This is a genomic window from Stieleria sp. JC731, assembly GCF_020966635.1.
In the GTDB taxonomy this organism is placed as follows: Bacteria; Planctomycetota; Planctomycetia; order Pirellulales; family Pirellulaceae; genus Stieleria.
In genome coordinates, this window is record NZ_JAJKFQ010000001.1 from 430,679 (window position 1) to 457,530 (window position 26,852).

Genomic DNA, 26,852 nt, shown 5'->3' on the forward strand with positions numbered 1-26,852 from the left:
CTGCAAGCTAATTTGCAGGCTCGTTGCTTGAGTTGCTGATGGGTTCGTTGGCGAGGATCTTCTCTAAGATTAGCTCGGTTAACTGAAACGTTTGTTTCGCAGATTCAATGGTTGGTTCGTGCTGCAGTGACGCGGACCGAAGGCCAGCAACAAATGTCGGCCATCGGTTTGCGGCGTTCTCAGACAGTTGTTCTAGGAAAGTCATTTCTAACCCGTCAGGAAGATTTTTTTTCGCCTGACGGCAAAGGAACACTCCCCCCATTGATGATCCTTCGATGACATAGGTCACGCCCCAGTCCGTCTCATTGGGGGCGTTTGCGTCTGTGGACGAATCCCCAGAAGCAACGATTTCTTGCACCCATGACTGTTCCCCCAGGTCTGCTGGTGTCACCGACCGGCTGGAGCTACCGGCAGAATCCAGGTCGTGTTGAAGGCACTCGATCAAACGTTCGTTGCCTGGCAACTGAAGATGCTCGGCAACTCGGTTCACACGTATCCGGACACATTGGTGCAACGAGTGCATAAGACTCAGATAGGCAGCGTAGTGCTCTCGTAAGCCAAAGATATCAAGTTGGCCCATTCGATGATCAAGCCGTTGATGAGATGGGCCTGTTTCTGACCGAAGGGAGTCTCGTAGATCTTGCTGCAATGTCAGGCCTCAATGGTAGTGTGGAACGCTAGTGCTTCGTTCCATATGAAAAGTACGGGTTCAAGCCATCAGCCGACAGGGATTTGCCTCGGTGATTGCACTGAAACCGTGGCTAACGCCATGCGGCTAATCCCAAAGTGATTGCACTGAAACCGTGGCTAATGCCATGCGGCTAATCCTAAGGTGATTGTACTGAAACCGTGGCTAACGCCATGCGGCTAATCCTAAGGTGGTTGCACTGAAACCGTGGCTAACGCCATGCGGCTAATCCTAAAGTGATTGCACTGAAACCGTGGCTAATGCCATGCGGCGAGTCCTAAAATCGAGTTGGAACGAAGCGCTAGTACTGCATTTTAGCAATGACTTGAATTTGTTCGAGTTCTATCTGGGGATAGGCAGGCGGACCGTCACCCGAAGCTGATGGTTTCGTGTGGCTCGATCCATGCGATGGGGTATTGACGCTGGTTTAGAAGCGTCCTTCGTGCGCGTTCATTGAGCGCAAATTCGCCAGAATCCGCAGTCTTTCTCATGTTTTGACCTGTCTGAAAGGCTGCTTTGGGCATTGGCATAACTTATGCAACATTGCGAATCCGATTTCGTTTTGCACCCGATGACGTCGAATTAAACGACGATCGATTGGCTTCGAACCTCTTCCACTCAGACTTCAACAAAGTGAAAGGACTTTGGGGGTACTTGGATTTGTAGCTAACTGGATGGCTCTGGATATGAAACTTACAAATGAAAGCCGATATACCAAACCAAACCTACGACGTGAGATCCGCCGACGCTTGCTGCAGGGGAACGTTGGGGGGGAACCCGGACAGTGGTCGGCCAGAAAGGCACAACTGCTGGTAAGGGAATACGAGAACCGCGGCGGTGGTTATCGAAGGACTGCTTCTCCCAACACTTTGCGCTCGCAGAGTTCCATCACTCCGCGCCCTGGGTTGGCATAGTCTTCTGCGCTTTGCATCAAGCGAAATGGACGATCTGGCAATCGGCATCGATGGCACGCTTGCCAGCTACTGCCGGGGACGCATCCAGCATTTGCGGAGCTGGATTCAACACTTGCGTGTCGGCTGTACTTGGACGCTAGCAGGCAATGGGATCTGGGGTAAACTGACCCAAGACCGGTAATCTCTTATCGGCGTGCCCCTCCACCCCCAGTTTCTCGGGGACAGCGGTTTTCCGAACTGCTTCAGCCGTACATGTCCGAATTTTTTCAAAAGCTTTTCGACACCGACGATTTCCCCGCTCGGTGGCACTGTGGAAACTGGTCTGACTTCCTCGGCTGGCTACACATTGTTTCCGATCTGGCAACTTTTTGTGCCTACTTTGCGATTCCGATCGCGCTAATTTATTTCGCACGCAAGCGGAAAGACTTTCCCTATCCCAGGCTGTTTTGGTTGTTCGCTTCGTTCATCCTGGCCTGTGGGACGGTGCACGCGATCGAAGCGATCATTTTCTGGCATCCCATCTACCGCATCTCGGGCTTGGTCAAAGCTGTGATGGCTGTCGTCTCTTGCACCACCGTGGTGGTTTTGATTCGACACATGCCTCAGTTGATGAAGCTTCCTTCAATCGCGGCAACGATCGATCAGCTGAAAGAAGAGATTGTTCATCGTGAAGAAACAGAGGCGAAGCTTCGTGAAGCCAAGGATCGCCATGATGCAATTTTGCGAGGTACACGCAGTATCATTTGGACGGCGGATCCCGAAGGCGAATTCATCACGCCACAGATTTCTTGGGAACGTTATACCGGCCAGACTTGGGAGCAGCACAAAGCGGCAGGTTGGTTAAACGTCATTCACGAAGACGACCGCGCACAGCTTGCTCGAAATTGGCAGCGTGCTGTCGCTCAAGGGGCGCTGTACCAGACCACTGGGCGAATTTGGCATAACGACAGCCGGACTTACCGGCGATTCATTGTCGAAGCCGTGCCCGTGCACAATGCCGATGGAACGACTCGCGAATGGGTCGGAACGATCAGCGATGTCGAAGATCAGTATCAGGCCGAAACGAGCCTCGGCGTCATTCGCACCGAACTTGAACGTCAGAAACGTGAGCTGGAACTGATCTATCAGGCGGCGCCGGTGGGAATGTGCCTTGTTGATACCGACCGATGTTTTCTACGGGTGAACGAAGCGCTCGCGGAGATTGACGGTCTTTCAATCGACGACCATATCGGTCGGCACATTGATGAAGTCGTGCCAACACTGACAAGTCAGCTCGATCCGATTTACCAGCAAGTGTTCGAAACCGGACAGGAAATGGTTGGCATCGAGATCGTCGGAAAGACATCCGTCTCGCCCGAGCGTCGGACTTGGCTCGCGAGTTTCTACCCGCTTTGGCTGGCATCCGATGGTGATGTTGAGCAAACCGATGGATCGGTCACCGCAGTCAGTGCGATCATCCAAGACATCACCGAACGCAAGGCGCAAGAGCGGCGGTTGAAGAAAAGCGAAAAGGCTGCCCAAGCGGCCAGTCGGAGCAAAAGCGAATTCCTGGCAAACATGAGTCACGAGATTCGCACTCCGATGTCGGCGATCCTCGGATACGCTGACGTGTTGCTTGGGCATCTCGCCGATCCAGACAATCGAAATTGCGTTTTGATCATGAAACGCAACGGCGAATATTTGCTTGAATTGATCAACGACATTCTAGACCTATCCCGCATCGAAGCAGGCAAGCTGGACATCGACCCGCAAGATTGCATGTTGCCCGAACTGGTAGCCGATATCCAATCTTTGATGCAGGTCCGGGCCGAAGAAAAGGGTGTGGAATTCGATATCCGTTTCGACGGCAAAGTCCCACGGGTGATTAGTGCCGATCCCAAACGTTTGCGACAGGTGTTGATCAATTTGATCGGCAATGCGATCAAGTTTACCGAAGAAGGTCGAGTCGTCCTGAAAGTCAAATTCCTTCGTGACGAATTACCACGTGTGGAATTCGCCGTTGAAGACACTGGGATCGGAATGACCGAGGAGCAAATCGAACGTTTGTTCAAGCCATTCTCGCAGGGCGATTCATCGGTTCGGCGAAAATTTGGAGGCAGCGGTCTGGGCTTAGCCATTAGCCACAGGTTGGTCGACATGATGCAAGGCGAAATGGACTTGCAGAGTGACTTTGGTGAAGGGTCGACGTTCTATGTTCGGTTGCCGTTGGAACCCGACGGCCAGCTGGAATTGATTCGCCCCAGTCTGGTTGTCCGTCAAGCACCTGAGGAACCGGTCTCCAGAAAGATGCCTCGGCTTTCGGCAAAGGTATTGGTGGTCGATGATCGACGTGACATCCGACACATCAGCCAGCACTTTTTGGAAAAAGCTGGTGCCAATGTCGTAACGGCGGAAGACGGCGGTGAAGCCATCCGTGTCGTTAGTGACATGTTAGGGCAAGGTGATATGTTTGACTTGATCGTCATGGACATGCAAATGCCCAATGTCGATGGACTCGAGGCGACCGCGCGTCTGCGTTCGATGGGCGTTGATTGGCCGATCATCGCATTGACCGCCGACGCGATGAAAGGCGACCGGCAACGTTGTCTTAATGCGGGTTGCGACGACTATTTGTCAAAACCTATCGACCACGCCAAGCTTGTCGCGATGGCGGTCAGGTACACTCAGGAACTGGATCGCGAAACGCTACGAATGCGACGGAAAGATCGTGCCGATCAGTTAAAAGATGAACTTGATGATCGCGTTTAGCCGTCCCGTAGGGTAGGGCAGTGTTTGATTTGTCTGCCGCTAAGGTCATTTAGTGCCATGCCCGGTAACCTTGTAGTGCGTGAAAGTTGACATGCGTCTGGCGCCTTGTCAGGCTGGTGCGGTACCCCACTGATCGCATCCGCAGGGCGACCCCGCAAATGTCTGGATCGAGTTCGATTCAAAAAATGCGTCTGGGCATGCTTGTCCTCATCGGCACGTGTGTCATGGCTGTCATTGGCTACACGCTTGCCGGTTGGACCGTACTCGATTCTGTGTACATGGTCGCGATCACCGTGTTCGGCGTTGGCTATGGTGAAGTGCGTCCGATCGATGATCCGGGACTAAAGCTATTCACGTTGCTGGTAGTCGTGACCGGTTGCAGTTCCGGGATTTATGTTCTTGGCGGCTTCGTTCAGATGATCGCCGAAGGGGAGATTCAACGTGCCTTGGGAGCCCGCCGAATGAGCCGTGGAATTGAACAGACCAGCAACCATGCGATCATTTGTGGCTACGGACGTGTCGGCCAGACTTTGGTTGCCGAACTTCGGCCTTCAGGCATCCCGATGGTTGTTGTCGATCGTGATCCCGATCGCTTGTTGGATGCCGAACGGAACGGAGTCTATGTGATTGTCGGCGATGCCTCCGATGAGACCGTTTTAAAGCGTGCCGGTATCGAACGGGCAAGTGTGCTTGCCACGGTACTCAATGGTGATGCTCACAACGTTTTTGTCACGCTGACCGCACGTGAATTGAACGATTCGATTCAGATCATCGCCCGCGGGGAATCAGAAGCAACCGAGCGAAAACTTCTGCGCAGCGGTGCCGACCGAGTTGTCTTGCCGACGATGATTGGTGCAACAAAAATCGCCAATCTGATTTCCTGCCCAAGTGTGGAATCGCTTGTCGGGGATGCGAAAGCCTTCGCCCGAATGAACCAAGACCTTGATGTGTTTGGTCTGGGAATGTTGGAAATACCGATCAAAGAAAATTCGGCATTGGCAGGTGCCAGCATTAAAGAAATTGAATTGACCGGCGATGGCGGCAATGTCGTTGTAGCGCTCTGTCGCATTAACGGTGACGTCTTGCGAAACCCCAAACACACCGACCAAGTCCACGCGGGCGACCGACTGATCGTGCTCTCGCACAAAGAGGACCTCCCCGCTGTGACTCGCAAGGCGTCACAGCAGGGCGGAACGATGGTTTACCGCGGTACGAAATACTCATCGTGATTATTGCGAAGGCCCAGCGATTGGATCGCTATTGACCGATCGCTTCATCAATGATTTCTCGATTCGCACGTGTGCCTAAAGCTCCCCAGAGACCGTAGGGGCTGGGCATACCGGGTGAACGTTCGGCAGTCCCGTTCCAAATCACCATCCCGGCTGCCGGGTTGCCCGCTTCGATCGAGTCAGTGATGAAAATGACTGCCCCATCACCCAGCAGGATATGGGCTCCGCCTTGGTGACGGCTGCTGGCACTGTAAATGCCAGGACGCCAAGTACCTGGTCCGCTACTGCACACGGGGCTATTGGGCGGCAGCACCGTGGTCATTCCGGTGTGGACGCAGTATCCGCTGGACCATTTGAAACCACGTTGATTCTGGTTTCCACCTGTGAAAGTCGCATTGTTTGGATCCCAAAACCGTGGGCGTTCGGGATCAACGTCTTCGGTGCAGAGTGATGGGTTGCCCATCAATCGAGCCAGGTTGCCTTCGTCTACCGACTGGGTCGTGACGTGGCGGTCACCCAAATTGGTATTCATTTCGCCGGCCATGATCGTATTGGATAAACCATCAAGGACATCGCGGAATCGCGTGTAGATGCGAGGGAAAAACATTCCGCGACAAGTGGACTTGGCACGTGTGTGTGCCGTGTTGTTGAACGAGCCATCTTGGTTTCTTCCGCCCGTATTCTGAAACTGCAATGCGTCACCAAGGCAGACGCCATAGTTGACGCGTGACTGCGCGGGCAAACCCTGCCCAGGATCACTGGGGCAACGCAGCATCGGGACTTCGGTCAACCAAGGGTCGTATTGAAATTGAGCATGTTGTGCTAACGAGATATCCGCATTCGGCCCCATCTCGCTGAACTCGTATTGGTTTGCCGCTGATGCAGGTTCGCGAACGCGGAATGGGTTGCTGATTTGATCCCAGAGACCCTGCTGTTCAAAGAACGGACACAGTTGAACTTGGGCACTTAGGTTGTGAAGGTTATTGCCGCCATAAGAACCGCCGATCGGGCGAGCTTCTCTTGATTGTGGGGCGTTGTTGCCGTGAACCCTGGCTGTGCCACCACGATTGGCGGGCAACATCTTGTAGTTTGAGTGGTAGTTGTGAATCGCCAAGCCGATTTGTTTGAAATTATTGCTGCAACTCATTCGCCTCGCTGCTTCGCGAGCGGCTTGAACTGCTGGCAGCAATAGGCCGACGAGGATACCAATAATTGCGATGACGACCAAAAGCTCCACAAGCGTGAAGCCGCGTCGAGAAAGGTTCTTGCGCATCGAGAACACCTCCGAACGAGAAAAAAATAATTCTTCCGTGACGGACAGATTGATATGAATCGATCAGGATGGCTCATTCATCTCCGGCAGCAAACTCATCCTCTTCACTGCCAAAGTCATTTGCGTCGTCGTTGCGTTCTTCAGGGTTCTCGTTCAGATATTGTTCGATTGCACCAAGTTCGGGGCCTTGTGCTTCTTTGGTTTCTTCACAGCCGGTGGTCACAGCTACGGCCATGCAGCCAAGCAAAATTAAAGTTTGACGCTTCATGAGTCCGGTCGGTATGAGATGGGAATGTAGACGGACCGCTGCGATATCCTGACAAATCGTTCGGCAGTAACAGTTCAGGAAGCATTGTTGAACCGGTGGACCGCTATGACTGGGGATATCATTTCGGTGTCGTTCCATCCTCAGGGACGGCGCGAGCAGACACAAGCAATTTTTGGGATGTACTTAAATTTCCCAAGGATTTGTTGCTCGTATGTCAACGTCCTGCACGCATGTGGCGATCATCTGTCAAGCAGATTGCCGTTAAACTCATCGCAAATCTTCTCAACGCAATTCGCTTTCTAAGTTGAAGCAGATACACAAGTCAGGCATCTAAAAAAGTTGCCATGCTTTGTCATCAAATGATTTTTCCAACTCGGGATCGTTCGCTCGAGCAATCAGGTCGTAATAAGCGTAGGGGTATTTGAAAACGTGGCCGATACCGAGCGTTTTATTTCCTCGTCTCTGCCAGTATTCACGATCTTCAGGACGTAGCTTGCTGAACTGGTGATCCTTGATCTTGCGATCGCCTTCTTGTGGTCCTTGTCGGGTGACGGTTACATATTTGCAGAATGCGACTCGGCAATTTTCTGCCCACTCGACGTCTCCCATTGCGGCCATCTCGATCAGCGATTGGCCAAAGGTCAGCATGTGCCCGGCAAAGCCTTGGCCAAAACCGACGAAGCGATCAATCGCATCACTCGCTTCCTTTAATACAAAGCTGGCAGCGGCTGCTTGATCTGAAAATGCGGGAGGATCGATTTCCGGATCAGGGTCGATGTCACGCCAAGGTTTGATCGAACGCAGAAGTTGGCAAACGCCATCGACCCGTTCCTTTGTTGCCAGTTGCGGCATCATGCGAAACGCTTTGATGGCGTGCATTGCAAAGATCGCATCATGTCCGACTTCACGCAACGTTCCACTTCCTTCGGATAATGCTTTGCCGACTTGGTCGCAGGCATCTTCGATACGGTCACCTTCTGGGAATGCATTGCATAGTTTTGAATTTGCCCAGTTGAGTTCGAATAGTTCGTTGATTCGGTTCGCCGTCGCATCGTCGAATTGATTGTCAACGCACATCAAGTGGGCCGAGATCATCGCCGCTCCACGATGGCCGTCGGCAAAGTAATTCATCTGTGGCGATCGGGCGAGCGCGTTAAGACCGAGTTCGACAAGCCGCATTTGCCGTATTTCAGAAGTCTCGGCACGAAGTATGTTCGGTTGATTGATCGCGGTTCCGGCGATGAACGAACCGCTGACTGTGGCGAACTTTCTTCGCGTGAGATTTAGCTTCATCGGAGGACTTACCGGTCGATGAGGATAGCAGGAAGGCAGCGTCGAAAGGTTCAACGCTGGAATTCAGATTGGGCATTCAAATTGATGCATTCGAATTGGGAACGTCACTTTCGATTCTATCTGGATCGGCCGGTTCGGTGTCTGAAAGTCTGGACTGTCCTTGTTCAGGTTGGTCGAAAACGCAACATTCATTTGAAAGGATTCGCCTAGCCCTCCCCGCGATCCTTCAATGCCGACGCAGATTCGTCATGCTGCTCAGCGGCTCGATTGATATCGTTTCTTGGACTCGTGGTCTCAGCTAAACGAGCACTTGGCACGGTCATTGCAATCACTTTCTCGTGAAGTTCTGAGCGGTGAGTTTCGATCCCGCTCGACTGCATTCCACCCAAGCAATAGGCTAATACGATGAATACCAGTACTGATACAACGAATACGAATCCCGAAATTGAAGCACAATTGGACTCGCTGGCTTCGCATTGTTGCGAAGTCATGCGAGGAGAGGCTTCGCTATCGGACGATCGATGTGATCAATTGATGCGATCTTTGATTATGTCGGGATACCAAAGTAAAAGCGGCCGCTCGATTCAGGCAGACTTAGACGCCAAGGTGAAAGACCAGTGCGGTGAGCACGCGATGCACCGCGGCGGCGAGCTTTCTTCCATCACGGCAAAGCTGGAAAGCAAGTTCGCCGAGATGACGCGTTGGGAATCAAAAAATCCCAGTGACGACCAGCAGCAAGCAAAACCCGCGAATGTTAGTTCCGCGACTGATGCGTAACCTTTGTGTTTCCGCGTCCCAGTGCTTCGTTCGATATGAAAGTACGGGTTCGGTTTATCAGCCGACGGGCGTTAGCCCCGGTTATCGCACTGGAACCGTGGCTAACGCCATGCGGCTAATCATAAAATCGCGTTGTTGAGGCAGGAAAAAATTGAAACGCAGAGACACCGAGTTCACAGAGTCGTGTTGGATCTTAGTGACGATCAGCAGCAAGCGAAGCTTGTAAATGTTGGCTTCACGACCGACGAACTAGCGATTGCGACGATGGAAGTAATCTGAAATCCATGTCATTGCGACCGCAGGCCAGAAGAAAAAATCGTGCAAGCGATTTTGTGCTTGGAAGTAAGCTGTAATTTCTAGAACCCTCTGTTCAACTTTGGCTTTCTCACCGGCGTCGTCAGGTTCAGCTAACGAGATCTGCACGACATAGTCAACCACGTCTCGGATCGTCGTCAGGCCATCGATACCCGTGTTGATATAGAACCGGTACCAGTAGATCCCCGCGATCACAAAGATGGCGACGACTGCTGCAGCCGCCTGTTTGCGTTTTGCATCCCGCGACGTGTTCAGGCAGACCGCAACTGGCAGCAACAGAACGGCATAGTAAATCAAATCGTTCAGCCGAAGTCTTGTCAGTAGCGGCCCCGATATCAAAATCGCAACCGCCGTCGCGGCGATCACCAAGTAGTTTGTATCTGCCTTTTGAGCATCGGTAAGCACCATCCGGCCATAGCGGCTGAAGCGAAGCAGGAGATCAAACAGAGGGCTGGCCAGCCAAAGGCTTCCGACAAAGCACATGTAGGCGAGTGCGAGCCACAGACCGATCGTTTGCAGCAGGCCGCCTTCAGGCATTCGGACCATGATTTGAAGGACGACGATGATACCGATGAACGCGATCATCTGAACTTTCGGCGGAAATCTCGACACCCACAAGATGTAGCGAAGGAACTGCCTGTAAATAAAGTTCTTGGCCTTGAGCGATTCAACAATTCCGCTGCGTGCCCATTCGTTGTTGGGGTCTAAGCGTAACGCTTCTTTGAAATGCTCGGCTGCCTCATCTGCTTTGCCAGCATGTAGCTTGGTCCAACCACTGTTGGCATGTGTGGTCGAGTTTTCGGGATTCTTGGCGAGTACAGAGTCGATCGCGATACCGGCTTCGTCGCGTCGCCCTAATTTTGTAAGCGCGATCGCTCGAGTGTTATTGCAGTTCTGATGATCCGGGTCGAACTGCAGCCCCATCTCTGCCGCATCGACAGCGTCTTGCCAACGGTATTGTTGGAGCGCGATGTGGGCTGATAGTCCGTGATAGTTCGGGTCGGTGGGGTCCAGGCGGATTGCCGAATCGATGGCTTTCGCGGCTTCAGCAAACTTGTCTCGGTGGTACAGAACCGATGCGAGCGCGTAATAGGAATTTGGATTGTCAGGTGCGAGCGCGATGCTGCGTTCAGCCAGTTCGTTTGCTTCGCGATAGGATTCTTGGCTGCACTTGACCAGCGAAAGCATGATGTAGGCATCACCACGATTGGGTTCCAGCCCGATTGCTTTCCGAAGCGTTTCGTCGGCCAAGTCGTATCGATTTTGCGTCAGCAATAATTGCGCACGATTGATCAGGGAGTCGTACTGTTCCATTGCTATGTCCCTATCGCAGCTTCAGGTAATCCAAAATGTCGTCGTACGCACCGCCTTGGTTGGAGAATAAGGCATAGTTTTTGGCGGTGGAGAACCATTCGGCTGTCGATGGCTTCACTTTAGACATCGCTTGCTGTAGATCCTTGGTTGTTAGTGGTTGGGGGATACCTGCTTTCATGGCTTCGGTCAATTTGGCCTCGATCGCCACGTCGATGACGGCTTTCAGATCGGCGCCGCTGAAGCCTTCTGCTTTCTTCGCCAACGAATCATAGGAGACTTTATCAATAGGCTTGCCGCTTAGCATGATCTCGATGATCGCCGAGCGCGCGGTCCGATCCGGAGGCGGCACGAATAGCACTCGGTCGAATCGTCCCGGGCGCCGGAACGCGGAATCTAAATGCCAAGGCGCGTTTGTCGCAGCCAGAATTAAAACGCCCTCGTTGGATGAGTTCACCCCATCAAGCTCGGACAGAAACTGATTGATCAAGTGTCGGCTGCCACTGGTTTTCATGTCCGTTCGTGAAGCACCTAACGCATCGACTTCATCGAAGAAAAGTACGCAAGGGGCGTTCCTGCGGGCTTGGTCGAACAACGCATGAAGTTGCTTTTCACTGTTGCCGATCCACATGTCCAAGATTTGATGGATGCCGACAGATAGAAATTTAGCGTTGACCTGTCCGGCAGTTGCTCGGGCGAGATGCGTTTTGCCACATCCGGGCGGGCCGTACATCAGGATTCCGCCACCGATCGATTTTCCGTAAGCCTTGTAGATCTCCGGATGCGTTAGCGGATGAATGATCTTCATCCGTATTTCTTCTTTGATCGATTCCATACCGCCAACGTTATCAAACGAAACGTCTGGCCGTTCAAGTTCGAAACTTGATTGTGTCGAGGCCTGCTGGTCACCGGCGGGTTCTGCCTGCCGCCAAGGTTTTGATGCGGGATCAGGGGAGCCCCAGTCTGGCGAAGGGAAAACGCCGAGTTCTTCGCTCAGCGCTTCGTCGGCAAGCTCGGGATCCTCGTCGATCGCTGTTCGATAGGCATTCGCTGCCTGTCGACTATCACCACTGCGAGCTAATAGTTTCGCTTGCAGTAGCATCGATTCGGCATATTGCTTTTCCTTCTTGCCGATCGTTTCGAGCAGCACGATCGCCTCATTGTCTTTCTTTTGCAGATAGAAGACGTTTGCGAGGGCGAGCTTCAGGTCGTTGTCGTTCGGCTGCTTGGCCATCCCTGTCCGTAGGATCGTTTCGGCGTCATCGTACTGACGCAACCCGGCAAGGATTTCAGATAGATGCAATCGCAGTGGCACGTTCTCCGGCGAAACTTCCAAAGCTAATCGTAAGCTCTCGATCGTCTTTTGGTCACTCATCTTCACTTGCTCTCAGGGAAAGGATCGCAAGAGTATACAGGCAATCTATCGATCGCTTCCATGAGGTAACCAATGCCGATATCCCGTTTCAGCGAGCGACACAATGGCAAAAAAAATACCCCGACGATTCGCCGGGGTACTTTGGCAGTTCAAGTGCGAACGTCATCGTCGACGTTGACTTGTTGTGGTCATGTGACAGAGTATCAGCAAGGATTACTGATCAAAGCCAAGCGACTCACTAACAGATTTGGTTGCGTTTTCGACTGAGTTTCCAGCCTTCTTTGCCGCATCCGAAGCCTTGTTTACAGCTTTATCGGTGGTGTTGCGAACCGTTTCTGTAGTCGACTTTGCAGTCTCCTCAACAGTATCGGCAGCTTCATTCGCCGTTTCACTCGCTTCATTGGCAGCGTTCGATGCGGTTGCAGTGACATCTTCGGCGGTTTCCTGCGCTTCGTTGCTGACAGCATCGGTGGTTTGTTCCGCAGCAGTCATCGCGTTTTCAGCACCGGCATCAATGTCGCGTCGCAAGGTATCGATGTTCGTACGCAGACGGTTTAGCTCTTGCTCAAGTTGATTCACCCGAGTGCTAAGTGCAGCCTGACTGTGCATTTGGCCGCTGCCGTTCCAGTTTTCACCTTCGCTGCTGACCTTCGCGCCAAGCGACGCTTGCAGTTCTTGCTCACGTCCATCGCGTTTGACGACGAACGTCATTTGCGAGTTGGCATCGGCGTCAGCGATACGCTGGCCAAGTGCCGTTGGCGATTCAATCTTCTGCCCATTGGCGGTGATAATCATGTCGCCCGTTCGCAAGCCTGCTCGCTCGGCGGCACTGCCTTGCGAAACGCTAGTGACACGTACGCCCTGATCGGTTTCTTCGATCGAGGCACCTAGGCGGCCACGCTGCTGGCTTTGGTAGGCAACGTTACCATTGGTCGAATAGTTGTTCTGGTGACCGTAGTATTGTGCATGTCCGCTAGTACGATTGTCGTACTGCTGACTGCTCGAGTGCATTGGTGCATTGGTGTAGACAGCTTGGCCGTTGCTATTCAGGTAGAACCAGCGACCGTCGTTGCCTTGATACATCGAACGACTTTGGCCATTCACGTACGCTTGATTGGTAGCACGAATCGATCCATCCGCTTGGATACCGCCGTTCGTGTATGCACGCTGCTCGACTGAGCGAGCTGTTTCATTGATGCCGTCGCGAACGGCTTGATTTAAGTTGCTGCCATTGAGGACGCTGCCGGTCGCTCGACGGATTCCGTTTTCGACGGGAGTTCCGTTTGTGATTGGATTGCCAGGACTCAGTCGATCTTGGACCGCGTTGGAAATCGCACCACCAATATTTTGTGCTTGAACGGCGGGGGCCAAAAGGGCAACACTCGCACCGACTGCAGCCAGTTTACTTCGCAATTTCATCTTAATCTCCTTTAGATTTGTGGGGGAATCACTGTCCCTTGGAGCAGAATGCTCTGCCTGATTAGGCTTTTCTGCCTGTCCGCGTATAAGTCGATTCGCGGCGGCCGTGTCTGGTTGACTTATTCGGTCAACAAGACTGGGACGTGGCTTTGGAACAGTCGCAAATGCAGTTCCAAAACCAGCGAAGTGGTGGCATGATTTTTTTGACTTCGATAACACCGAAGTTGAATTGAATCGGTAAAAAACGTCTCCGAACGCGTTGTCTCGGTGTTCTCGATTGACAATTATTTTCTGCCAATCGATGATTCACGGCGAGAGTTCCATCAAATCGAGTGATCGGCATGAGAGCGTATTTAGTCATTCTGTTCGTCTTTAGTTCAGCCACTGTAGGGCGATCGGCCGATCCGGAAGAATTGTTGCGCGATGGTATCGACAACTACCAACGCGCTTTAGAAACGACCGAACGCGGTTTGCGTACGGAGCGTTTTGAGAGGGCTGAACGCTACTTCGCAAAAGCAATCGATTCGATCGCGCCGCCTGTGAAGGCAGATCTCTATGTCAACCTTGGCAATGCGGCTTTGGGAGCCGATCATCTTGCCGGTGCGGTGTTGGCATATCGGCGTGCGTTGCGAGTGGATCCTTCGAACGAAAAGGCACGTCAAAACCTTGTGCACGCACGTTCGATCTTGCCCGGTTGGGTGCCGGTGCCCGAAGATGAAATGCTTGCATTCGGTTCATTCGTGGGGTCGATGCGTCAGCTGCGATCGGCAGACTGGCAGTCGCTAGCCGCAGTCATGTTCTTTATCGCTGCGTTGTGCTTTGCCGCATCGAGAGTCGGACCGGCGAAGCTCCGCTGGATCGCTTACCCGGTGTTGTTTGGTTGGGTTGCGGTGATCGTGTTCATTGCAATACATGGCGCACTGCGTGGCGGCGACTCACCTGAAGAAGCAGTGATCGTCATTCCAGACGTCATCGCGCGATCGGCGGATTCTCCGGGAGCACCCGCGAAACTGACGGAACCCTTGCCGGCAGGTGTTGAGATCACGGTCATTGAGCAACGCGATCAATGGGTTCATGCGGCGCTAAGTGACGGACGCGACCTTTGGCTGCGTGCGTCAGAAATCGAATTGATCTGACGTGAACAAAGTTCGGTGTGGCAACAGTAGCTTTTTTCAGCTGACATGTTGTTATCGCAAACGATTACTTCGTTTCGACTTCGTACCGCGTCAAGACGCCGTCTTTATTCGCATCAAGTTCTTCGAACACACGGTGGAAACGTCGCGGGGTATCCGGCTTGGTAATTTTGCCATCACCATCTTTGTCGATTCGGTCAAACGTCGCCAAGCGTACGGCGTTTTCGATCAGCTGACGACGACGGTCGGCACTGTCTTTGCCTTTGGGGGTATCGCTTCGCGGGACGGATAGATGGTAGTAGCCAATCATCATTTCGTCCCAGGTTTGATCACCCCAGCGAACGGTGGCACTCGGGTCCGGGTTGTTCAAATTTCCTTTACTGTTGTCGAATGCGGCTTTGCAAACGATGCGGTCGTTCGTTTCAAGATCCAGTGGAGGATCAAGGATATACGTGGTTTGCCAATTGAAGTCGTACTCGGGGATCGAAAGCAGGACGTCACCGCTTTTGTCCAGTGCGTATTCAAAGGCTTTGCCACGCACGTGCATGTGCGGGCTCATTGCCAGCAGTCTGGCGTCGGCAGGGAAACGTGGGCTGCTGGCGGCGACTTCGTGGTTGTCGGCATGTGGGGGGATTTCGAAGCGTGTTTGAACGGCGCTGGTCGTCACGATTTCGCGTGTGACTTCGTCGTCTTCTAGTACGCATATCCCCAATTTGCTTTGGTCTTTGACGCTGAAGCCGATTGGCGTGTAGTGAACTTGAAAGATCAATTCGCTGCCTGCGGGGATGCGTTTGGCGTGACCTTCGGGCCACGGATCAACTCGCATTCCTGGAACGTAGCCAACCAAAAAGCCTCTCGCACCATTGATATCGCGTTCGCCCTTGGGAACGGCAAAGGCAAGGATATGGTGAACGACGCGTCGGTTGCCGGGCAGCAATTCTGCGGCGTGGATCCAGACGTCTTTCTCCAGTTTTGGATCAACGCGAAAGTACTGATAACGCACCGCGCCTTCGGCTGGAACATCGAACGGTTCCGGACTGACGTTGAAAACCATGTCGGGCTCGCGTGGCAGTTGCCAATCGGTGATTTTCTCCGGAAGGGTTGGCAGGTCGGTCAGATCACCAGCCGGTGCGCCGGCGTCTGCCCAGTCGTACAGCAGTTGCTTTTCATCGTCGGTCAGTCGGCGTTCGTTGGCAAAGTGTCCGTGGCTCGGATCGGCATGCCATGGAGGCATTCGTTGGTCGCGAACGACTTCGGCAATCATGTCAGCCCATCCGGCGACCTCTTCGTACTCGGTCAACGCGAACGGTGCGATTTCGCCTTCGCGGTGACATTCGACACAATGCTTTTGAAGCAAGCCCGCGATCTGACCGCCATAGGTGACTTCATTCGAAGCGATCAGTTCTTTTTTGCGGCCGATAATGCATCCGACGGCTTCTGTTTTCGAAAGCGAAACATCTTTGCCGGAAAGCAGTTCGTCGAGTGCGGCTTGCAGGTCTTTTCGGCGTGGGGTATCGCGGACATAACCGATTCCGTATTGGTCGTCGACACGTCCTCGATAGCGAAGTTTCCGGGCTTGGTCAAAGACGAAGACTTCGGGGGTTCGTGTGGCTCCCAGTTCGTCGGCCAATCTCGCACCGGCGTCTTTCAATAAAGGGAACCTGATGTTCTGTCGATTTGCAAAGGCCGTGATGTCTAGCAGCGAGTCGTGGCGATTGCTCATCACGCCAACGATGCGAACCTGTTTGGACTGCAATTCCTGCTGCATCGATTGAAGTCGAACTGAATAAAGTTTCGCCAGCGGGCATTCGGTTCCCAGGAACGCGATTACCAGCACGTCATCTTTGGCGAAATCCTTGATCGTCCAACGCCGTCCGCGGAAATCGTCCAGGTCGATCCTTTCAAGAGTCGGCGACGCCAAATCCGCCAATGGGGATTCGGCGAGAACCTTGCCATTGCACATCGACAACAGCAAGCAAACGATCGAAAAAAGCGTGACTGTCAATCGAGATACTGTCATGACCCATCGCGTCCAAGAGGTCGAGTAATCGGAGGCTGCCAAACGGATTTTGCAACAAGAAGCCGTATCAGATTACATTACCTCGGACCGGCGTTCATAGTTTCATTTTCCCAGAATCCATTTCTGCAATCTCTTGCCTTATGAAATCCAGTGAGATCTCTCAGTTGCTTGGCATCTCCGCAGAGCTGGTCGACAGTCGGCCCCTGGGTGGCGGATGTATCAGTGATGTGCAAGTTTGCACGATCTCGTTAGAGGGCAAAGAGACTTGTTTGAGGGCAATCGAGGGCTCGCCTCTTCGATCAGAAAGCGGTGGTTGCACACTGCCGATTGTCGTGAAGCGAAATTCAGCCAAGATGCTGTCGAACTTTCAAGCGGAGGCCGCCGGATTGATCGCGTTGGCGGCGACCCAGACGATCAGGGTTCCAAAACCCATCGCGGTTGGCCTCGTCGATGACCAGGCATACTTGGCGATGGAGTGGATTGCCGAGAAAAAGGGCACCTCCCAGGCTGACAATTTTCGCTTGTTCGGAGAACGCCTGGCTGAGCTTCATCGCGCCAGCCAGGGTGAAGACCATGGTTGGGATCAAGACAACTACTTGGGATCCGCCCCCCAGCAAAATCAACCTTGTAGAAGCTGGGAAGAATTCTTCGCCGAACGGCGATTGGGTTTTCAATTGCGATGGAGCCGAGATCAGGGGCTCGCCGAATCCCGTCTGATCAAAGCATGTGAGTCGATCATTGAGCGAACACCTGACTTGCTAAGTGGTCGTGATCCGGTGTGCAGCCTGCTGCATGGCGATCTTTGGAGCGGTAACTATCTGTTCGACAGCGACGACCAACCAGTAATCATCGATCCGGCTGTCTATCGTGGATGTCGAGAGGCAGAATGGGGAATGATTGTTTGGTTCGGTAGCTGTCCACCGTCATTCACCACGGGGTACCAAGATCGATGGCCGATGCCAGACGGATGGCAGCGACGTGTCGAGCTATACAAACTGTATCACCAGCTCAATCATCTGAACCTCTTTGGTGCGTCGTATCATGGCGCCTGCGTCGCAACGGCGGAGCGGTTGCTAAGGCAATAGCCACTGTGGCTTAGGATACTAGCTGATGGTGGTATCCAAAGGTCGGAACGTGAAGTGGATAAAGCTTTGCTGAGTTTGTCGCTGGGGTCATCGCTGGGCTGTTCCTGCTAAAGCCAACTAACGAACAATGATTCCATGTCACGTGCGAAGGCCTGGGCATCACAAACCGTTGATGATTCGAGTTGTGTGCGGCAGGATCGACGTAGCTCTGTCAATTTCGAATCGCGATCCTCAGCCGTCGCAAGTTGCACTGCGGTTTCGACGTAGCCTTCGATATCTTCAGCGATAAATTCTGCGAATGGCGTTTCGGCCAATAAGCTGGCACTGGTCCGCGAAGCCCACCGGTCGCCATCGAACGTGATCACCGGGACGCCTTGCCAAATGGCTTCCATCGTCGTGGTGCCACCGTTGTAAGGAAACGCGTCCAAAGCGATATCGATCTGATCGTAATAGCGGAGGAACTGGTCATGCGGCGCGGGGCCAAGCAATTGGATTCGATCCGGCGAAATTCCATTGGTTTCGAATTGATCCAGCAAAAACCGTCCGTTGTGTTTCGACTTAAGCTCCGCGTTGCCAAGTAGCAGACGCGAATTCGCAGTCCGTTGAAGAATGTTTGACCAAGCTTTGATTACCGCTGGGGTGATTTTATAGAACGTGACCAGAGACCCAAACGTCACGTGACCAGAATGGGTTACCGGTGGTTCAACCAATGGCGGAGCTTGGTGGGTGACAGAGAACGTTAGGTAGCTTTGGTTCAAACGGGCAACCGATTCGCTGTAAAACTGATCTTCGTCCGGTTTGACGGTGACGTGATCACCGATGATGTAATCCAGTTCGGGCAGTCCGCTGGTCGCATACATATTGAACCATGCGGCTTGGACAGGTGAGAAACGTTTGTTGAACAGGCCAAGTCGATGTGGCGTGCTGTAAGCATTCAGGTCAATCGCGATTTGAACGTCGCTGTCGGCAATCAGCTTTGCCAGGTCCGCATTCGATCGGCTGGAAGTGGCGTGCCACACATCCGTCGCGATTTCTTGGTATCCCGGTGGCCGGCCTTGTTCATCTGAGTCGGTGTCGTCGAAAAAGTGGACGATGAAACGATCGCGGTTCAGATGGTTGATTAGAGCCCAGACCGGTTTCATGTAATTTTCTTTGTCAAACCAACTGGAGATAAAGCCGATTGGAGTCGGCCGGTTGGGCGACGATTCTTGGTTCTCTGTAATCAACCGAAGTGGCGGATCTGATTGGCCAAGTTGTTTGGCGAACTCTGTTCTGCAGAAAAGGATCTCGTGCTGGCTGGCATCGCTGGCGCCAGGGATCATCGTGGCTAGCGCAAGTAGCGGCGACAGTTCACTCGATAAACGTATGGCATTTCGCAGATAGTGTTGTGCGAGACTGGTTCGACCAAGTTTATAAAAGGCACGACCTAGGTCATGGTTGCCCTCGGGATCATGCGGGACGAAACGTTCGTATTTTTGTAACGCATCGATCCCCTGTGCAAATTCGCCAAGTCTGCAAAGCAACTGCCCTGTCGTTTTCCAGTCCACCGGCAAGGTAAGTTCCCTGCCAATCAGATGGTCCAGCAAATACAACGCGTCGAGAGTGCGATCCGAAGCGGCGAGGTCATTCGCCGCTTGTCGCAGTGCCGCGGGTGGATAAGTTTGCTTTGCAAGCCACCCAGAAAGCTCGCCCCCGCTAGGAATGTCATCGATCGCCAGGGGGGCAAGGTTTGGTTTTCGTCGTTTGGGTCGCTTGACCACGTTGTCCATCCGAGTTGGTTAATCGATCGAAGATCAGCATCAGATTCCGATCGTTCGTGACGAAGCCAGTGCTGCTAAAGCCAGGCTATTTGATTTTGACGCCGGCTTGTTTGAGTGCTTCAAGCGCTTCGGCCTTGGCTTTTTCGTCGATCGGATTTCCGTCTAGATAAAGACGCAGGAATGGGGCAAATCGGTTGTCGCCTTCCGCATCTTTTTTACAAGCTTCGACCAGCGGTGACAGATCAGTAATCTTGTTGTTGTCCAAACGCAGAATATTGATTGCGGGCAACTGTGCGATCGGTTTGACATCGACGATCGCGTTATTGCGAAGATCAAGCATCGTGATCCACTTCAGCCCGCCGACCGGTTCAACCGATTGCAATTCATTGCCGGACGCATCGAGTGACCATATCTTGCTTAGCGAAGCGATCGGCTCCAGAGACTTGATGTCGTTTTCGGCGACATACAACGTTCGTAAGTTGCTCATCGCACCGAGTGGCTTTAAGTCGTCGATCAGGTTGCGAGAAACATCCAGCAACTGCATCGCGGTGAGATCTTTGACCGCTTCTAAGCTTTTGATCCGATTGCCCGAAAGTGAAACCGATTGCAGTCGTTTCAGGCCGGCGATCGGAGTTAAGTCGCTGATCTGATTGTCACGCAGGTCGATTAGCATTAACGCGTGGCAGTGCTGCAGCCCTTCAAGGTTTTTGATTTGTTGACCAACGCCCTCGACGCGAGAGATTTTTTCGACATCGGCGGCAACGATTGGCTCGTCGTTGTATTTCTTTGCGAAGACCTGCTTTCGGACCGCTTCCTCAAGTGCCTTGTCTGGAAAAATTGAGACGACCTTTTCGGCTTTCGCTTCGCCTTCTTTTTTTTCGGCCGCGTCGTCGGCTTTAGCGGCCGTCGCAACCAAACTGGTGGTCAAAACAAGTGTCGACAAAAAGAATCCGAATGGTTTGCTGGCGATTGGTTGCATGGCGAACAATGGATTGTCGTTGATCGGGAGGGATTGAGGAGGGATTCGCAGGCCCTTAGTTTACTCGGTTCGTCGTAGAATGTCGTCGAGAAGAACAGGGGGGCGTGTGAGTTTTGACTTGCGCCCCAAATTTCGCGAATTGATGCCTGAAATCGAAGAGGTTCGGGGCCAATCCTTGGGGTGAGCGGTTTGACAAGTTATTCGAAACGAATCGTCGGCTTGGCCTTTTGGCTGGTGCTCTTATCGTCCGCGTTGTTGTCGGCGTATTGGGTCGCGCGAGATCCTGAAGCACAGCATCCTGAAGCACAGCATCCTGAGACGCAGGGTGGGCACCCTGATCTTGTCAGCAATGGCCAGCGGCAAACGTCGGCTAGTCTGGCTTCCGTGGCAAGCTACCTGATGGGGTCTGTGCATGTCATCGAACGCGTTGATACTGACGGAAAACTGCAGAAAGGCGATCCTATTTTTCTTGCGATGCCCAAGGAAGCGGGCAGCCGTGAGATGCTGTTTCGTCAAGTCGGACATGTCTCAGCTGTTGCCCCTCAAGCAGGTGGTGATGTTCAGTTGACTTGGTACGAGTCCTGGAGTCTTGGAAAGGCCAACGCTGATTCAGCAGTCGATCCGGAACAGTGTCAGATGTTCCGCTATCGAAGCACCGGCCGATTGTCAGAGGTCGTCCAGACACTACTGCCACCTGAAAAGCAGGCACTGATACGCGATCGAATCACCAAAGCGATGAAGCAACATGGTGAGGAACTGTCGCGAGCGCTGACACCGTTGGTGGAAGAGAGTTTCCGTCGATCGCTGCCAATCATCGAAAACGGGTTTCGCGATGCGGTTGCCAATCACCGCGGCGAAATCGAACGCTTGGGCCGACGATGGAATCAAGAAATGGTTCAAGATCGGCTTATCCCGCTGGCGAAGAAAGAGATTCTTCCGATCGTTCAAAAGCATGGTCGCCCGCCGGCGGAAAAGATTGGCCGCGAAATCTGGGACCGTGCTTCGATCTTTCGTTTCGGTTGGCGTGCCATCTACGACAAGTCACCTTTGCCTCAAAAAGATTTGTTGCGTCAAGAATGGCAGCGGTTTGTCGATGAGGATGCTGTGCCGATCTTGGAATCCCACATGGATGAAATCGTTGTCGCGATCCAAAGGACCGTGACTGACGTGACGAAGAACGATGCAGTTCGTCGCGAAGCTGTGCGTGCGGCGGGAGAGTTGGCATCCGATCCCGAGACAAGAAAGCTCGTTCAGGTCATCTTGAAAGAAGCGTTCGTCGATAACGAAGAACTTCGGCAACTTTGGCGGGAAGTCTGGACGAGCGAAGAAGCGAATGCGGCCTTGGATTTAGCGAGTGAGCGATTGGAGCCTGTTATTCGCAGCATTGGCGATGACTTGTTTGGTAATGAAGAGCAGGGGATCAATCCCGATTTCGCGCGAGTGCTGCGCAGCCAGATCCTGCGCAAGGATCGCCAATGGATTGTCGCTTGGCACACCGGTGCAAACAACGGTGTCATCGAGCTTGCGAAAGATCATTTACCCTATCCAGTGGTCTACATGGCCGAAACGGATTTGGGTTCAGCAATGGCGGACGAATGAATCATTCCGACGAACCCAAACCGCTGGATGCGGCCCAAGCAGAACTGAACGCGCCATTGCCCGATGCGCATTCGCTGTGCCTATCAAATTTGACAGTGATGGCCGGTGAGCGTTGTTTGCTGCGCGAGACCGATGCTGTATTTCCGGCAGCGAAAATCACCGTGATCGTTGGCGGTAGCGGTGCCGGCAAAAGTGTGCTGCTCCGTTTGCTTGCCGGGCTTTGTCCACCCAATGGAGATTCGATTCGCTGGTCGGGAACGATCGGTTCAGGGCTGGATAACAGGGGACTGGACAACAACGGCGAAACGTCCGATGCGAACGCGTCACCATCGGTACAGGGCAAACCATCGGTTGGAATCGTTTTTCAGCAATTTGCGCTCTTCGACGAGCTTTCGGCGCGAGGAAACGTTCAGTTCGCGATCGATCATCGCCCCAGACGCAAAGGTGATCAACACGCTTGGACGGCAAGCCAGTGGTTGCAGCACTTGCAGGTTCCACAGAAGACCGCCGTGTCGTACCTAAGCGGTGGGCAGAAACAAAGACTGGCAATCGCGCGGACTTTGGCGGCTTCACCCGAAGTGATTTTGTACGACGAACCGACGAGCGGTTTGGATGCGGCGAGTGGTCGACTGGTTGCCGAGTTGATTCGGCAAACACAAGAACAGTATCACCGCACAAGCATCGTTGTGACTCATGACTACGAAACACTGATTCCGATCGCTGACAAGGTTTATCTGCTTGATCCCGAGGGCGAACGACTTGTCGAAGTCGAACGCGAACGTTGGGACCAAATCCCGAATCTGATGATTCCGGCGCGTGATCGAGCCGATGCAGACACAGACGCAGCGAAACCGAGCTTAACCGAACGAATCGTCGGTCCGACCTTGGAGCGAACCGGTGGTGCCTTGGTCGCGGCGCTGAAGCTGCCGTTTGATTTAGTCCCTTATGTCCCGCGGTACCGCTGGGCGGCGCGATTTACATTGCACTATGCACGCTTGGTTGCCGGGCCTTCGGCTTGGGTTTATCTGATCATTGCGGGACTGATCATCGGTTTCACCGCGACGTATTTCACGTTTCGGTTCTTACCGTTTCGTGTTTACACCCAGCCACTATTGATAGACGAGCTTCTCGCTTCGATTGGCTTTGCGCTTTATCGAGTGCTTGTTCCGATCCTGGCGACCATTTTGGTTGCAGCCCGTTGCGGTGCCGCTGTTGCAGCCGATGTCGGTGTAAAACAGTATGGCGGGCAGGTGGATGCGATGAAGACACTCGGTGTTTCGTCGAGGGCATATCTGTTTCTGCCGATCGCAATCGCGTTCGTCCTTGGGACGCCCGTTTTGGAAACGCTCGCCTACCAGACGTCACGGCTGGTCAGCATGTTTGCGTTCTCCATGTCGTTTCCTGAGGTCGGCCCGTACTACTGGCAGCTCCATTTCGACAGGAATCTGTTTCGGCCCGAACAATGGTTACCGCTGGGCTGGCATTGGGTGCTGGCCAAGAATGTTGTGTGTGGTTTGGGAACCGCCACAATCGCTTACTATCAAGGGCTATCGCCGAAGCGCTCAGCAAGTGACGTTAGCCATTCGATTACTTCAACCGTCTTGTGGACCACCCTGTTCGTTTTGTTCGTTCACCTGATCGTCGCATTGATGGAGTTCTAGGCGGACACGTCTTTTATGGTGTGGTTTTAACAGTTGTCAGGCGTTCATCGCGGCATCCAACATGTGATGAACCGTTGGTGGTGGACTAGTCGGAATGTCTGCGGTTTTGCTGGCCAAACGGTGGGGGTTGGGTTGTCTGACGAGTGGCGTTTTGCCGCCATTTGTGAATGAAGTGCGATGATTGGAGGCTGTCGATCGTCTTAGTCGTGTGATTTGGGTGGAAATAGATCGCCAGATTTCTACAATACAACGGTCCCACCCTACGCCGGAACGCTCCCCAAGCGGAGTTCCCAGTTTGGAGTTTGCGTTAATCCTCTGACGCAGCCACAGTTTCGGTCCCGCCTCTACCAATACCCCTGAGCATACGTGCCCGGTCCAACGATCGATTGGCTCACGAATCCCATGCAGCGCATTCAGGTTCGTCAGGCCATCATTTTATTGTTTGCAACGCTTGCCGTTTTTTCGCACGGTCAGGCTGTGTTTGCAGATCAGCCCAGTGACAATACGGCCAGTGAAGATAAGCCGGGCGAAAATAAGCCCGGCAGCGATCAGGTTGCGGACACTGCTGGTGATGACGAACTGCTGCAAAAAGTTGCCGCAGAGCAATTGGCTGCTTGGAAAAGCGAAGGCTTGCCTTTGATGCAGACCTACTGCGTCGATTGTCACAATGCCGATTTTAAAGAAGCTGGGCTCGATCTAACACCGTTTGAAACCTTGCAGAACACCAGTCCTGCGGAGGTGCAGCGGGTGCTGGAAATGGTTCGATTCGGTGCGATGCCGCCGGAAGATTACGACACGCCCGAGATTGAAGAACGCAAACAGCTTGTCCGCGCTTTAGAGGATGCGGCATTCGCGTCGACCTGTGACCTGCGTCCCAAGGCGGGGAAGGTGACGGTTCGGCGATTGAACCGTAGCGAATACAACAACAGCGTTCGCGACCTGTTTGGAACAAACCTAGAGCCGGCCAATAAGTTCCCATCAGATGAAGTCGGCGCCGGGTTTGATAACAACGCGGACGTCCTTTCGCTAAGCCCGATGTTGATCGAAAAGTATTTTCAGGCGGCCGAGTCGGTCGCTGCGGACGTCATCGGTGATCCTGACGAGTTTGCTTCGCTTGATAAAGATTGGGCTCCTGATCAGATTCCCGTTTATGGTGAATTTGAAGTCGGCAGTTTTAATGGCCGCTTCGTGGATAAGACCAGCTTCGCTTGGGTCGATATTGATGTGCCGTTCGAAGGTGAATATCGCGTCGAAGTTCGGGGCGGAGTCTCCAGTGAAAAGTCCGATCCAATTCGTGTCGCGATTGTTGATGGCGAAGGCCTCGTCTTAGCGGTTGACGAACTGAAGTACTTTGGCGGCAGCGGCAGTTCAGACTCCATGCGACAGAACGTTCATCTGCCAAAGGGCAAGCAACGCCTGGCATTTATTCCGGTCTATGACGATCGCGAACTGAAGATCAACGAGACGCGGTTCGATCAAGTTGGCCAGATGGATGACTCCGTCGTCAAACAGGTTCTCGCCGAGTTGGCAACGCCGGTGGCTCCCAATCGACGGATTGACTTTGGCGAGCATCCATTCATGTACCGCTCGCTTGATATCAATGGTCCGCAGCGTCATCCCAAAGAAGCGTTTCCGCCAAAGCATTTCGAACTCGTGCGTGAAATGCCGCCGCGAGATCGGGGGCGGTATCGTGACGTCAAGAAAACGGCAATGAAGAATCTGCGCGAGATCATGCCATTGGTCTTCCGCGGTCCGGTGACTGATCAAGAGATCGAACCCTACGCCGAATTGGTCGAACAAGCGACTCGCGAACGTGAATCGTTTTACGTGGGGATGCGCCGTGCATTAACGGCTTTGTTGGTCAGTCCACGATTTCTTTTCCGGGCAGAGCTTCCCAGTGAAGATGCAAAGCCAAACGAGTTCGGTGACTATGAGCTGACACAGCATCAGCTAGCTGCACGCCTATCGTATTTTCTGTGGAGCAGCACACCCGATAAGACGCTTTTGAAGCTGGCCGACGAAGGCAAGTTGACGGGCGACGAAGTTGGTAATCAGGTACAGCGACTTCTTCGTGACGATCACGCCAACGCGTTGGCCAGCAATTTTGCGGCACAGTGGTTGGGACTGCGAAATCTTGACGGTCACGAAGCCGACGAAGAACGGTTTCCGATGTTTGACGACGAATTGAAATCAGCGATGAGTCGTGAGACCGAGTTGTTGTTCATGCATGTGATGCGAGAGAATTTGCCGGTCAGCGAATTTTTGACCGCAGATTACTCGTTCGTCAATTCGCCGCTCGCGAAGCTCTATGGGCTTGAATCAAATGGAGCTCAATTCGAAAAGGTTTCCCTAGCCGGAACACCTCGCCGTGGTCTGCTTTCGCACGCCAGTGTGCTGACCTTGACGAGTATGCCGACACGGACCAGTCCGGTGCTCCGCGGCAAATGGATTTTAGAAAACATCTTAGGAATCAAGGCTCCCGATCCACCCGCCGGGGTTCCCGAATTAGAAGAATCGGGTTCCGCAGCGGCGAATGCTTCGTTGCGTGAACAGTTGGAGCTGCACCGTCAAAGTGCCGGTTGTGCGTCATGTCACCGCGTGATGGATCAACTCGGATTTGGCTTGGATGACTTTGATGCGATTGGCCGATACCGTACAGAAGACGGTGGTCATTCGATCGATGCCAGCGGAGCGATGCCTGACGGACGCTCCTTTAACGGTGGCGCTGAGTTGAGCAAAATGCTTGGCGATACCGAAATTGAAGCCTTAGCCCGGACAATTACCGAGCGAATGTTGACCTTCGCGATCGGTCGCGAGCTAACACCCGACGATCGTTGTACAATCGACGAAGTCGTCCAGACCACCCGAGAGAACGGTTTTCGACTCGCAGACATCGTTTCGGCGATTGTCGACAGTCGACAATTCCGTTTCCAATCACCTTCCCGATAATCCCGCCTCCCACCGTCTTGCCTGCTGCTGAGGGCTGCCCACCAGCTCGATTTACC

General features: G+C 53.2%; 19 protein-coding genes. 9 read left to right on the forward strand and 10 right to left on the reverse strand.

The features are described 5' to 3' along the window. Positions 1-7: 7 nt before the first annotated feature. The gene (locus LOC67_RS01435; RefSeq protein WP_261366109.1) at positions 8-649 is read right to left on the reverse strand and encodes a biliverdin-producing heme oxygenase; all 642 of its coding nucleotides are present in this window, start codon (positions 647-649) and stop codon (positions 8-10) included. Positions 650-1,627: 978 nt separating this feature from the next. Between LOC67_RS01435 and LOC67_RS01440 the strand changes: the two genes are divergently transcribed. From LOC67_RS01440 to LOC67_RS01450, 3 genes are all read left to right on the forward strand, one after another. After that, positions 1,628-1,783, forward strand: coding sequence for a hypothetical protein (locus tag LOC67_RS01440; RefSeq protein ID WP_230260649.1), 156 nt, complete (start codon positions 1,628-1,630; stop codon positions 1,781-1,783). A gap of 71 nt (positions 1,784-1,854) precedes the next feature. Further along, positions 1,855-4,350, forward strand: coding sequence for an ATP-binding protein (locus tag LOC67_RS01445; RefSeq protein ID WP_230260652.1), 2,496 nt, complete (start codon positions 1,855-1,857; stop codon positions 4,348-4,350). Between the two features lie 158 nt (positions 4,351-4,508). Then, positions 4,509-5,579, forward strand: a complete 1,071-nt coding sequence (locus LOC67_RS01450; RefSeq protein ID WP_230260654.1) for a potassium channel family protein — start codon at positions 4,509-4,511, stop codon at positions 5,577-5,579. Between the two features lie 28 nt (positions 5,580-5,607). Here LOC67_RS01450 and LOC67_RS01455 read toward each other — a convergent pair whose 3' ends face one another. The 3 genes from LOC67_RS01455 to LOC67_RS01465 form a co-directional block, all read right to left on the reverse strand. Then, positions 5,608-6,852 carry a DUF1559 domain-containing protein gene (locus LOC67_RS01455; protein ID WP_230260656.1) on the reverse strand — a complete coding sequence of 415 codons (1,245 nt, stop codon included), beginning with the start codon at positions 6,850-6,852 and terminating at the stop codon, positions 5,608-5,610. Positions 6,853-6,925: 73 nt separating this feature from the next. Then, a complete protein-coding gene (locus LOC67_RS01460; protein WP_230260658.1) occupies positions 6,926-7,120 on the reverse strand; it encodes a hypothetical protein in 195 nt (64 codons plus the stop codon). Between the two features lie 330 nt (positions 7,121-7,450). Continuing rightward, the gene (locus tag LOC67_RS01465; RefSeq protein ID WP_230260661.1) at positions 7,451-8,413 is read right to left on the reverse strand and encodes a hypothetical protein; all 963 of its coding nucleotides are present in this window, start codon (positions 8,411-8,413) and stop codon (positions 7,451-7,453) included. Positions 8,414-8,818: 405 nt separating this feature from the next. On the opposite strand from LOC67_RS01465, the gene LOC67_RS01470 reads away from it, so the two are divergent. After that, positions 8,819-9,190, forward strand: a complete 372-nt coding sequence (locus LOC67_RS01470; RefSeq protein WP_230260663.1) for a hypothetical protein — start codon at positions 8,819-8,821, stop codon at positions 9,188-9,190. 249 nt (positions 9,191-9,439) lie between these two features. Here the strand turns inward: LOC67_RS01470 and LOC67_RS01475 are convergent, their stop codons facing one another. From LOC67_RS01475 to LOC67_RS01485, 3 genes are all read right to left on the reverse strand, one after another. After that, positions 9,440-10,819 (reverse strand): tetratricopeptide repeat protein, encoded by a 1,380-nt coding sequence (locus LOC67_RS01475; RefSeq protein ID WP_230260665.1) that lies wholly within the window; start codon positions 10,817-10,819, stop codon positions 9,440-9,442. Positions 10,820-10,829: 10 nt separating this feature from the next. Then, positions 10,830-12,191: an ATP-binding protein gene (locus LOC67_RS01480; protein ID WP_230260667.1), complete on the reverse strand. Its 1,362-nt coding sequence runs from the start codon at positions 12,189-12,191 to the stop codon at positions 10,830-10,832. 213 nt (positions 12,192-12,404) lie between these two features. Beyond that, entirely contained in the window at positions 12,405-13,610 is a 1,206-nt protein-coding gene (locus LOC67_RS01485; RefSeq protein ID WP_230260669.1) for a PDZ domain-containing protein, read from the reverse strand. A 341-nt stretch (positions 13,611-13,951) separates the two neighbouring features. Here LOC67_RS01485 and LOC67_RS01490 point away from each other — a divergent pair, with 341 nt between their 5' ends. Then, positions 13,952-14,746 (forward strand): hypothetical protein, encoded by a 795-nt coding sequence (locus LOC67_RS01490; protein ID WP_230260671.1) that lies wholly within the window; start codon positions 13,952-13,954, stop codon positions 14,744-14,746. Between the two features lie 64 nt (positions 14,747-14,810). Here LOC67_RS01490 and LOC67_RS01495 read toward each other — a convergent pair whose 3' ends face one another. Continuing rightward, the gene (locus LOC67_RS01495; protein WP_230260673.1) at positions 14,811-16,763 is read right to left on the reverse strand and encodes a redoxin domain-containing protein; all 1,953 of its coding nucleotides are present in this window, start codon (positions 16,761-16,763) and stop codon (positions 14,811-14,813) included. 140 nt (positions 16,764-16,903) lie between these two features. Between LOC67_RS01495 and LOC67_RS01500 the strand changes: the two genes are divergently transcribed. Next, positions 16,904-17,848, forward strand: coding sequence for a fructosamine kinase family protein (locus LOC67_RS01500; protein WP_230260675.1), 945 nt, complete (start codon positions 16,904-16,906; stop codon positions 17,846-17,848). Between the two features lie 107 nt (positions 17,849-17,955). Here LOC67_RS01500 and LOC67_RS01505 read toward each other — a convergent pair whose 3' ends face one another. Both LOC67_RS01505 and LOC67_RS01510 read right to left on the reverse strand, forming a co-directional pair. Beyond that, positions 17,956-19,608, reverse strand: coding sequence for a hypothetical protein (locus LOC67_RS01505; protein ID WP_230260677.1), 1,653 nt, complete (start codon positions 19,606-19,608; stop codon positions 17,956-17,958). 85 nt (positions 19,609-19,693) lie between these two features. Beyond that, positions 19,694-20,587 (reverse strand): leucine-rich repeat domain-containing protein, encoded by an 894-nt coding sequence (locus tag LOC67_RS01510; RefSeq protein ID WP_230260678.1) that lies wholly within the window; start codon positions 20,585-20,587, stop codon positions 19,694-19,696. A gap of 219 nt (positions 20,588-20,806) precedes the next feature. Between LOC67_RS01510 and LOC67_RS01515 the strand changes: the two genes are divergently transcribed. The 3 genes from LOC67_RS01515 (at position 20,807) to LOC67_RS01525 (ending at position 26,796) form a co-directional block, all read left to right on the forward strand. Beyond that, entirely contained in the window at positions 20,807-22,186 is a 1,380-nt protein-coding gene (locus LOC67_RS01515) for a hypothetical protein (protein ID WP_230260679.1), read from the forward strand. Beyond that, the gene (locus LOC67_RS01520) at positions 22,183-23,847 is read left to right on the forward strand and encodes an ABC transporter permease (protein ID WP_230260680.1); all 1,665 of its coding nucleotides are present in this window, start codon (positions 22,183-22,185) and stop codon (positions 23,845-23,847) included. Before LOC67_RS01515 ends, LOC67_RS01520 begins: the two co-directional genes overlap by 4 nt. A 402-nt stretch (positions 23,848-24,249) precedes the next feature. Next, positions 24,250-26,796, forward strand: coding sequence for a DUF1592 domain-containing protein (locus LOC67_RS01525; RefSeq protein ID WP_230260681.1), 2,547 nt, complete (start codon positions 24,250-24,252; stop codon positions 26,794-26,796). Positions 26,797-26,852: the final 56 nt, after the last annotated feature.